The organism is Aureimonas sp. AU22 (assembly GCF_001463745.1).
Classification (GTDB): domain Bacteria; phylum Pseudomonadota; class Alphaproteobacteria; order Rhizobiales; family Rhizobiaceae; genus Aureimonas.
Genome location: NZ_BBWJ01000062.1, coordinates 21,336 through 31,666, shown reverse-complemented (window position 1 = coordinate 31,666; position 10,331 = coordinate 21,336). Strand labels below are relative to the sequence as shown.

At 68.6% G+C, this 10,331-nt stretch carries 7 protein-coding genes, 1 tRNA gene and 1 pseudogene; 5 read left to right on the top strand and 4 right to left on the bottom strand.

The annotated features are described in order from the left end of the window. A pseudogene (locus AUL34_RS21325) lies at window positions 1-213 on the bottom strand (UV DNA damage repair endonuclease UvsE); the annotation flags it as partial. A gap of 194 nt (window positions 214-407) precedes the next feature. Here AUL34_RS21325 and AUL34_RS21320 point away from each other — a divergent pair. Continuing rightward, window positions 408-2,606: a TonB-dependent siderophore receptor gene (locus AUL34_RS21320; RefSeq protein ID WP_061938673.1), complete on the top strand. Its 2,199-nt coding sequence runs from the start codon at window positions 408-410 to the stop codon at window positions 2,604-2,606. An 82-nt stretch (window positions 2,607-2,688) separates the two neighbouring features. On the opposite strand, the gene AUL34_RS21315 is transcribed toward AUL34_RS21320, so the two are convergent. The 3 genes from AUL34_RS21315 to AUL34_RS21305 all read right to left on the bottom strand — a co-directional run bounded on the left by AUL34_RS21315 (window position 2,689) and on the right by AUL34_RS21305 (window position 6,168). Continuing rightward, window positions 2,689-3,606 (bottom strand): DMT family transporter, encoded by a 918-nt coding sequence (locus tag AUL34_RS21315; protein WP_061938670.1) that lies wholly within the window; start codon window positions 3,604-3,606, stop codon window positions 2,689-2,691. Between the two features lie 160 nt (window positions 3,607-3,766). Beyond that, entirely contained in the window at window positions 3,767-5,623 is a 1,857-nt protein-coding gene (recQ, locus tag AUL34_RS21310; RefSeq protein ID WP_061938667.1) for a DNA helicase RecQ, read from the bottom strand. 17 nt (window positions 5,624-5,640) lie between these two features. Then, window positions 5,641-6,168 (bottom strand): gamma carbonic anhydrase family protein, encoded by a 528-nt coding sequence (locus AUL34_RS21305; RefSeq protein ID WP_061938679.1) that lies wholly within the window; start codon window positions 6,166-6,168, stop codon window positions 5,641-5,643. Window positions 6,169-6,388: 220 nt separating this feature from the next. Between AUL34_RS21305 and AUL34_RS21300 the strand changes: the two genes are divergently transcribed. The 4 genes from AUL34_RS21300 to AUL34_RS21285 all read left to right on the top strand — a co-directional run bounded on the left by AUL34_RS21300 (window position 6,389) and on the right by AUL34_RS21285 (window position 10,317). Beyond that, a complete protein-coding gene (locus tag AUL34_RS21300; RefSeq protein WP_061938663.1) occupies window positions 6,389-8,050 on the top strand; it encodes an AMP-binding protein in 1,662 nt (553 codons plus the stop codon). Window positions 8,051-8,257: 207 nt separating this feature from the next. Then, window positions 8,258-8,334, top strand: a tRNA-Met gene (locus AUL34_RS21295). Between the two features lie 390 nt (window positions 8,335-8,724). After that, the gene (locus tag AUL34_RS21290) at window positions 8,725-8,931 is read left to right on the top strand and encodes a hypothetical protein (RefSeq protein ID WP_061938660.1); all 207 of its coding nucleotides are present in this window, start codon (window positions 8,725-8,727) and stop codon (window positions 8,929-8,931) included. 69 nt (window positions 8,932-9,000) lie between these two features. Next, entirely contained in the window at window positions 9,001-10,317 is a 1,317-nt protein-coding gene (locus AUL34_RS21285) for a sodium:proton antiporter (protein WP_061938676.1), read from the top strand. Window positions 10,318-10,331 lie beyond the last annotated feature (14 nt).

Sequence of the window (10,331 nt, the reverse complement as noted above, 5' to 3'; positions counted from 1 at the left end):
TAGATCCGGGTGCGTCGCATAGGGCGCGAGATCCGACGCCATCCGGTAGAGACCGATGTCGTTCGCGGCGCAGTAGTCGAGGATCTTGTCGACATATTCGAGGGAGACCTTAAGATGCGGATTGTTGGCGGCTCGACGAGCATCGTTGCTCTTAAGGTCGTCGCGACCCATCACCTTGACCGGGAAACCCAGTTTCGAAATCCGCGTGGTCATCGCCTGTCCTCATGCCGTATCGCGAAGAGGGACGCGTTGACCGCGGGTCGGGTTCCCCTTTGCTCAGGGGATGGATCTGTAGCGCGGCAGACACAGGCACCGCGCGTTGCACCGCAGTGGCTATTTCCTGACTTGAAGAGTCATCTTTTCCTTGTGAAGGAGGTTGCAGCCAACCTGTCTCCGGGAATCCCCCCATGCGTCCGCGTTCTCGCCTTCTCCTGTCCGTCGCCGCCATCGCGCTGTCCACCGGCGCGCCAGCCCTGGCTCAGACCGCACCCATCGAACTCGCGACCGTGGTCGTCGAGGGCGCCGGCGGCCCATCGGGCGAGGCGATTTCGGGTTCGCAGGCGGCGGGTACCGCGCCCGTGGACGGCTATGTCGCACGTGCGACCACCACGGGATCGAAGACCTCGACGCCGCTCGCCGAACTGCCACAGTCGGTTTCCGTGATCGGGCGCGAGGAGTTCGAGGACCGCGGCGCCCAGAAGGTGGACGAGGTGTTGCGCTACACGGCGGGTGTGTTCACCCAGCCCTTCGGCTTCGATTCCGACACGGACTGGTTCTATATCCGCGGTTTCGACGCCACGCAGACCGGTGTCTATCTCGACGGTCTCAACCTCTACCAGTACGGCTTCGCCGGCTTCTCGATCGATCCGTTCTTGCTGGAGCGGGTCGAGGTGCTGCGCGGTCCCGCGTCCGTTCTCTACGGCGGCTCGAACCCTGGCGGCATCGTCAACCAGATCTCCAAGCGCGCCACCGGCGAGCGTCTGCGCTACGTCGAGGGCTCGCTCACCGACGATCCCAACGGCTCGTTCGCCTTCGACATGGGCGACAAGCTCGGCGCCGAGGATGGCCCGTGGAGCATCCGGGTGCTCGGCAAGATCAAGGGCGGCGAGACGCAGGTCGACTATGCCGACAACTTCCGCGGCATGATCGCGCCGATGGTGGCCTACGAGCCGGATGCCCAGACGCGCCTCGATCTCTACGGTTTCTTCCAGTACGACAACCTGCGCCACACTAACGGCTTCTTCCCCTACGAGGGCACGGTGGTGGACGCGCCGTTCGGACGCATCCCGCGCGACCTGTTCTACGGCGAGCCCGACGTCGACAAGTTCGTCGGCCGCCAGACGCTGCTCGGCTATGAATACGAGACGGAGGCGCGCGAGGGCCTGACGCTGCGCTCCAAGACGCGCTATGCCCGCACGGAGCGCGAGGAATACGGGCCCTATACGTTCGGCTTCTTCGACCCGGCGACGGGGACGGGTTTCCTGCCCGAACCCGTGGACGGCAACTCGATCCTCGGTCGCCTGAACTTCGCGCACGACACCGAGGCCGACCAACTGACCACCGACAATTCGGCGACGATGGAATTCGCGACGGGGGCGGTGGACCATACCCTTCTCGCCGGCATCGACTACAAGCACTACCGGATCGACCAGGTGCAGGCCTCGGGAAGCGCCTCGCCGCTCGACCCGATCCGCCCGCGTTACGGTACCCCCCTGCCGCCGCTATTCTCGCCCTATATCGACGAGACCATCACGCTCGACCAGCTCGGCTTCTACGCACAGGAACAGGCGAAGATCGGCGGCTTCATCGCCACGTTGAATGGGCGTTACGACCGCGTCTGGATCGACCGCGACGACCGCCTCGCCGCTGACGCCGACTACGACGGCAACGAAGGGGCCCTGTCCGGGCGCGCGGGCCTCGCCTACGAGTTCGACAACGGCATCACCCCTTACGTCTCCGCGGCGACCTTCTTCAACCCGCAGGTCGGCACCGCAATCGACGGCACGCCGGTAGAGAACCAGACGGGCGAGCAGTACGAGGCGGGCCTCAAGTACAGCCCGACCTTCTTCGACGGAACGTTCACCGCCTCGGTGTTCGACCTGACGCGCCGCAACGTGGTGCAGACCGATCCGCTCACCTTCCTCCCTGTGCCCGTCGGCGAGGTTCAGTCGCGGGGCGTCGAGCTGGAGGCGAAGGCGAACATCACCGACAACTGGAAGCTGACCGCCGCCTTCACCGCACTCGACCTCGAGATCACCGACGACATCGATTCCACGCTGATCGGCAACCAGCCCTTCCTGATCCCGGACGTGACGGCCTCCGCATGGGCCGACTACACGGTGACGAGCGGCTCGCTGGAAGGGCTCTCGGCGGGCCTCGGCCTCCGCTATGTCGGCGAGTCCTATGCCGACAACCAGAACACGCTGACCGTTCCGGATGCCACGCTGGTGGACGCGGCGATCCGCTACGAGAAGGACGACCGCGGCCTGTCGCTCAACGTCAACAACCTCTTCGACAAGCGCTACGTCACCGGCTGCCAGGGCGCGCTGACCTGCTCCTACGGCCAGGGCCGCGAGTTCGTCCTCAAGGCGCACATGAACTGGTGACCTCAGTCGCCTTTCGCCGCTGAACACCCGGGAGCCCGGACGCCGCGAGGTGTCCGGGCTTCTCTCGTTCCGGGGCGCCGCGTCAGTCGCCGGGATGGATCTCGGCTCGCGTCCCGGGATCGGCCTCGGGGGCAAGGGGCCGCGCGCGGTTCTCGCGCCACCAGATATAGAGGCCGCTCGCCACGAGAACCGCGGTGCCGGCGATCGTGGTCGAATGCAGCGGGTCGCCGAACACCATGAGGCTGATGCCGGCCGCCGTCAGGACCTGCGTGTAGAGAAAGGGCGACAGGAGCGAGGCGGGCGCGTAGCGGAAGGCCCGGACCAGGAGGAAGTGGCTGAGCGTGCCGATGAGACCGATCGCCAGCATCAGAAACGCCGTGCCGAGGTCCGGCGTCTGCCACACGGGCACGACGAGGACGGACATGACGATCGCCCCGGCCGCGGTGGTGTTGAACTGCGTCGAGGCCGAATCCTCCTGCCCCGCCAGACGGCGCGTCAGGAGAAGATAGGCCGCGTTGAGGACGGACGCGATGAGTGCGAGGAACAGGGCGGGATGGAAGTTGCCCATCCCGGGCCGCAGGATCAGGAGCATGCCGCCGAAGCCGGCGACCACCGCGCCGATGCGATGAAGCCCGATCCGCTCGCGCAGCACCGCGACGGACAGGATCGTCACCACGATCGGCGTGAAGAACAGGACGGCGGTGGCGTCGGCGAGCGGCACGCGCGACAGGGCCTGATACATCAGGAAGGTGCAGGCGAGGAGCAGGAGCCCGCGCGTCAGCTGCAGCCGGGGATGGGTCGTCCGCAGGAACCGCGTGCCGGTGGTCGCGCCGAGCCAGACGCTCATCACCACGGTCTGGACGACGTAGCGGCCCCAGATCACCTGCATGACGGGAAGCAGGGTCGACAGGTGCTTGCCGATGGAATCCATGCCGGCAAAGAGCGCGCCCGCCACGATCGTGAGGAGGATGCCGGCGAGGAGCGGGTTGGCGGGGGTCACGGCTGATCGGGTCCCTGGGGCAGGCCCGGCTCGGGAGACGGACGCCGCGGCGTGGGAGCCGACGAGCCCCCGTGTCGCCAGACGCCATGTAACGTGACATGGGCCGGGGGGAAAGTGCCGCGCGGCCGCTGGATGAAGAGCGCCGCGCGGCGCTGTGCGATCAGCCCCCCGTCGCCCGCCGGATCACCGCGAGGAACAGATCGCCATAGGCCTGCAGCTTGGCCTCGCCGACGCCGGGAACGGCGAGGAAGCTGTCCTCGTCGTGCGGGCAGCGTTCGGCCATGGCGCGCAGCGTCGCGTCGGAGAACACGACATAGGCCGGCACCGACTTCTCGCGGGCGATGCGGGCGCGCTCACCGCGTAGCGCCCCGAAGATCGCCGCCGCCTCCTCGTCCATCGTCTCCGTCACGTGGCCGGTGCGCGCAAGGCGCGTCGCCTTGCGGCGACGGTCGCGGCGCAGCACGACGCGGCGCTCGCCCCGGAACACGGGGCGCGCCTCCTCGGTGAGCACCAGCGCGCCGTAGGCGGCGTGGTCGACGGTGAGGAGCCCTTGCGCGACGAGCTGGCGCGCGATCGACTGCCAGGTGCGCGGCTCGACTCCGGCGCCCTTGCCGAACACGGGAAGCGCGTCGTGGCCGGCCTTGCGGACCTTCTCCGTATCCTTGCCGGTCAGGACTTCGATCACGTGGACGAGCCCGTAGCGCTCGCCGGTCCGGTAGACGGCGGCCATCAGCTTGATCGCGTCCTCGCTGCCGTCGAACGTCTCGACCGGCACGAGGCAGGTGTCGCAGTTGCCGCAACCGCCGGGATGGCTCTCGCCGAAATGGGAGAGGATCGCCTGGCGCCGGCAGCCGGCGGTTTCGCAGATGCCGAGAAGCGCGTCGAGCTTGGCGCGCTCGACGCGCTTGATCGCTTCCTCCGCGCCGCCTTCGTCGATCATCCGGCGGCGCTGGACGACGTCCTGCATCCCGTAGGCCATCCAGGCCTCGGATGGCTGGCCGTCGCGCCCGGCGCGCCCGGTCTCCTGGTAGTAGGCCTCGACCGAGGAGGGCAGGTCGAGATGGGCGACGAAGCGCACGTCCGGCTTGTCGATGCCCATGCCGAAGGCGACGGTGGCGACGAGACAGACGCCTTCCTCCTTCAGGAAGGCGTCCTGGTTGGCGTCCTTGCGGCGTCCATCCATGCCGGCATGGTAGGGCAGGGCGCGCACTCCCTGCCCGTTCAACCACTCCGCCGTTTCCTCCACCTTGCGGCGGGACAGGCAGTAGACGATGCCGCTGGCGCCGCGATGGTCCTTGAGGAAGGCGAGGAGCTGGCGCTTGGGCTCGTCGCGCTCGACGATGGCGTAGCGGATGTTGGGCCGGTCGAAGGAGGTGGAGAAGACCGGCGCGTGTTCGAGCCGCAGCCGCTCCACGATGTCGCGGCGCGTCGCAGGGTCGGCGGTGGCGGTGAGCGCGATGCGCGGCACACTGGGATAATCGTCGGCGAGGCTCTCCAGCGCCCGGTACTCGGGGCGGAAATCGTGGCCCCAGGCGCTGACGCAATGCGCCTCGTCGATGGCGAAGAGCGCGATTTCGATGCGCGAGAGGGCCTGGCGGAAGCCGGGGGTGACGATGCGCTCGGGCGTCACGTAGAGGAGGTCGAGCCGGCCGGCCATCAACTCGCGCCGGACCGCGGTCCGCTCCTCCTCCGAAAGCGCAGAGTTGAGGGCGGCCGCCCGCACGCCGACCTCGAGAAGCGCCTGCACCTGGTCGCGCATGAGGGCGATGAGGGGCGAGACCACGATCGCCGTGCCGGAGCGGCAGAGCGCTGGGATCTGGTAGCACAGCGACTTGCCGGCGCCCGTCGGGAACAGCACCACGGCGTCGCCGCCCGCCACGACGTGGTCGACGACCTCGGCCTGCCGGCCGCGGAAGTCGGCATGGCCGAAGACGCGCGCGAGCGCCTCGCGCGGCGAGGGGAGGCCCGTCTCGAACAGGGCGCGCGTGGCGGCAGCAGTGGCGGGTGGCGGGTTCATGCGCGGCGCTTCTGGTCTCAAAGCGTCGACAGGCCGGCCTGGAAGCGACGGGCGTTGGCGACGTATCGCGCGGCCGACTGGCGCAGTCCCTCGATCGCCGCCTCGTCGAGCGGCCGCACGACCCGCGCCGGCGCGCCGACGATCAGCGATCCGTCCGGGAATGCCTTGCCTTCGGTGACGAGCGCGCCGGCGCCCACCAAACAGTTCGCCCCGACGCGGGCGCCGTTGAGGATCGTCGCCCCCATGCCGACCAGCGTGTTGTCGCCGAGCGTGCAGCCGTGGACGACGGCGCGATGGCCGATCGTGCATCCCTCGCCGATCTCCAGCGGAAAGCCGGGATCGGCGTGCAGGATCGCACCGTCCTGGATGTTGGTGCGCGCGCCCACCGTGATCCTGGCCACGTCGCCCCGGATCACGGCACCGAACCAGACGCCGACCTCGGACCCGAGCGTGACGTCGCCGATCACATGCGCACCGGGCGCGATGAAGACCGAGGCGCCATCGGGCAGGGTCGGGGCGAGGTCGTCGAGGGCGTAAAGGGGCATCGTGGTCCGGGATGGGGTGGGAACCGCCGCAAGATAGGCGTCCGGGCCGCGGGACGCGAGCCCTCCGGCCGGAGTTTTCGTCGCGTTGCCGGGATCGCGGCGTCGGACGCGCACGGCCCGTCCATCGTGGGTGGCAGTAAGTTGACGTTGACGTAAGACGCAGGAGTTTCGTTGCGGTCCGAGCTGCGCTAGCTTGTCGGAAAACGGGAGGAACGACCGCATGCAGAGGCCCTGGCTCGCCCATTATCCGGACGGCGTCCCGCAGGAGATCGGACCCTTGCCGCACGAGAGCCTGGCCGGCCTTCTGGAAGCCGCCTTCCGAGCTCACGGCGAGCGGCCGGCGTTCCGCTTCATGGGCGCGGTGATGACCTACGGCGAACTCGACCGGGCGTCGGCGCGCTTTGCCGGCCATCTCCAGTCGATCGGCCTGTCGCCCGGCGACCGCGTCGCGCTGATGATGCCCAACGTCTTCCAGTATCCGGTGGCGCTGGCGGGGGTCCTGCGGGCCGGCATGGTGGTGGTCAACACCAACCCGCTCTACACGCCGCGCGAGCTGGCGCACCAGCTCAAGGATTCGGGCGCACGCGCGATCGTGATCCTCGAGAACATGGCCGCGACGCTGCAGGGGTGCCGGGCCGAGGTTCCCGTCGAGCACATCGTGGTCACCGGCGTCGGCGACATGCTGCCGGGCCTGAAGGGTCACCTCGTAAATTTCGTGCTGCGTCACGTCAAGAAGGCGGTGCCGACCTACAGCCTGCCGGGCTCGGTGCGCTGGCGGACGGCGCTGAAGACGGCGCCCGGTTTCCGGCCGGCGCCGCGCAAGGCCGAGGAGCCGGCGGTGCTGCAATACACCGGCGGCACGACGGGCGTCGCCAAGGGCGCGGTGCTCACCAACCGCAATATCGTCGCCAATGTGATCCAGTCGGAACTCTGGCACCAGCCGGCGCTCGATCTGATCCCGAAAGGGGAGCAGCCCGTCACGGTCTGCGCGCTGCCGCTCTACCATATCTTCGGCTTCACCGTGAACATGATGCTGTCGCTGCACACCGGCGGCTGCAACATCCTGATCCCCAACCCGCGCGACCTGCCCGCTCTCCTGAAGGAGCTGAAGCGCAACCGCTTCCACCTGTTCCCGGCGGTCAACACGCTGTTCGGGGCGATCGCCCGCCACGAGGATGCCAAGACGGTCGACTGGTCGCACCTCAAGCTGTCGGTCGGCGGCGGCATGGCCGTGCAGCGGGCGACGGCGGATCTCTGGAAGTCGGTGACGGGCTGCTCGATCTGCGAGGGCTACGGCCTGTCGGAGACCTCGCCGGTGGCGAGCGCCAACCCGGTGCTCAGCCGGGACTATTCGGGCACGATCGGCCTCCCGCTGCCGAGCACGGAGATCGCGATCCTCGACGACGACGGGCATCCCGTGGCCTTCGGCGAACGGGGCGAGGTCGCCATTCGCGGGCCCCAGGTGATGCAGGGCTACTGGCAGCGTCCGGACGAGACGGCGCGCGTCTTCACCAGTGATGGCTTCTTCCGCTCGGGCGACATCGGGGTGATGGACGAGCGCGGCTGGGTGACGATCGTGGACCGCAAGAAGGACATGATCAACGTGTCGGGCTTCAACGTCTATCCCAACGAGGTGGAGGACGTGGCGACCCGGATGCCGGGCGTGGCGGAGGCGGCGGCCGTCGGCGTGCCGGACGAGACGTCGGGCGAGGCGGTCAAGCTCTTCGTGGTGCGCAGCGACGCCAAGGTCGACGAGGCCGCGGTGAAGGCGTGGTGCCGCGAGAACCTGACGGGCTACAAGCGGCCGCGCGACGTCGAGTTCCGCGACGAGCTGCCCAAGACCAATGTCGGCAAGGTGCTGCGGCGCGCGCTGCGCAGCTGAAGGTCGACCGGCGTGCCCCTGCGGCCCACCGCTTGCATCGGGGGCTGTTCCGGGTAGTCTCGTCGGCCAGGACATGCCCGGCTCGCGGCCCCGCTTGCGAGAGCGTTGTCGTCTTTCTGTCAAAAACCTCTCGAAAAGGGGTTTTCATGCCCCTCGGTTTCGCCTATATCGACCTCACCGCAGGCGGCCAGGCCGCTTCGGCAATGGCGCGGGGTGGAGCAGCCCGGTAGCTCGTCAGGCTCATAACCTGAAGGTCGCAAGTTCAAATCTTGCCCCCGCAACCAGAATTCGCCCGTCGGATTAGTCGTCAAGGCTCGATCCGGCGGGCTTTTTCGTACGCCGACGCTTGACGACGGGTCACGCTCGGTTCGCCGGCCATCGATGGGCTGCGCGTCGGGCCGCAACGGGCTCTGGTGCATCCACGGCCGAGCGATGGGACGGGACGCACGGTTCCAGGCCCGTGATGCGTGGGCACGGCCTGGCGGGGTCGGAATTTCTTTCATCCTGGTTCCTGCGCGGGAAGGGCTTCCTCTTCGGCCGCGGGCAAACGCGCTCGACCCGTTCGGCCCAAGCGGATGGCGCGGCCGGCTCTCCGCTGCGAACGCCGAGCGAGGCGGCGGCATCGGAACCAACGACATCCGCCAACGTCCTCTCCAGAACAAGAGGAGACATCGATGTCGAACACGATCCATCAGCCGGGACAGGATCTGCCCGAGCCCGTCCTTCCCGGCCAGGAGGGCAACGACGCGATCGGCCGCCCCGACGGGGGACCCGGGATCGGCAACGATCTGCCCACCAAGCCAGTCGAGCCCAACCCTGCGGGCGAACCGGACCCGACGCGTCCCGGGCCGGCTGTGCCGGGCATTCCCGGCAGCATCTGACCGAACCGGTCGATGGACCGCCCGTCGGGCGGTCCCTATGCCACAGGACGGCGCGGGGCCCTTGAGCGCATGAATGTCACTGCCGAATGGGCCCCGGACCCCTATATCCTCGTGCTCACCGGTGCCGGGCTGCTGATCGCCCTGGTGGCGTGGCTCCCCCTGGCTCTGAAACGGTTGCCGCTGTCGCTGCCGATCGTGTGCATCGGGCTCGGCGCCGCCATCTTTTCCCTGCCGGCCGTGACGCTTCGCCCGCTGCCCATGCACCATCCCGAGATCGCCGAGCGCTTCTCGGAGTTCGTGGTGATCATCGCGCTGATGGGCGCCGGTCTGAAGATCGACCGCGTGTTCGGATTCCGGCGGTGGTCCGTCAGCTGGCGGCTGATCGCGATCACCATGCCGCTCGGCATCGCGGCGATCACGGCGGTCGCCGGTTGGTGGATCGGCCTGTCCTGGACGGTGGCGCTCCTTCTGGGCGCCACGCTCGCGCCCACGGATCCGGTCCTGGCGGCCGACGTGCAGGTTGGGCCGCCGAAGACCGGCGAAGAGGACGAGGTGCGCTTCGGCCTGACCTCCGAGGCCGGGCTCAACGACGGCTTCGCCTTTCCTTTCGTGCATCTGGCGATCGTTCTGTGGGCCGCCGCGCGCACGGGCGAGCCGTGGCTCGGCGAATGGCTGACCTACAACGTTCTCTGGGAGATCGCGGCCGGCACAGCGGCCGGCTACGGGATCGGCCGCCTCTTCGGCTGGCTGACCTTCCACGTGCCCGCCGAGACCAGGCTCGCCAAGACCGGCGACGGACTGATCGCCCTGTCGGCCACCTTCGTGTCCTACGGCTTCAGCGAGATCATCCACTGCTACGGCTTCCTCGCCGTCTTCGTCACCGCCCTGACGTTCCGCCACGCCCATCGCGACCACGACTTCCAGGTCCACATGCACGAGCTGACCGAGCAGATCGAGCGCATCGCCATGATGGTGCTTCTCATCCTGTTCGGCGGGGCGATCGTCGACGGGCTGCTGGCGCCGCTCGGCTGGCGGGACGTCGCGGCGGTGCTTGCGATCCTGCTGGTGATCCGCCCCGTGACCGGCCTTCTCGGACTGCTCGGCCATCGCGCCGACTGGAGCGAGCGCCTGACGCTCGCCTTCTTCGGCATCCGGGGCGTCGGCTCCGTCTACTATCTCGCCTACGGCCTGAACCACATGGAGGGCGTGCCGGACATGGAGCGACTGTGGGCGATCGTCGGGCTGGTGATCCTCGTCTCGATCCTGATGCATGGTCTCACCGTCACGCCCATCATGCGGCAGCTCGACCGCATGCAGGGCCGTGATCCCGATGCGGACGAAGCAACCCCGCCCCCCGGCCTTCAGGGACCTGCGCCCCGCCGGTAATCCCGGGGGCGCTC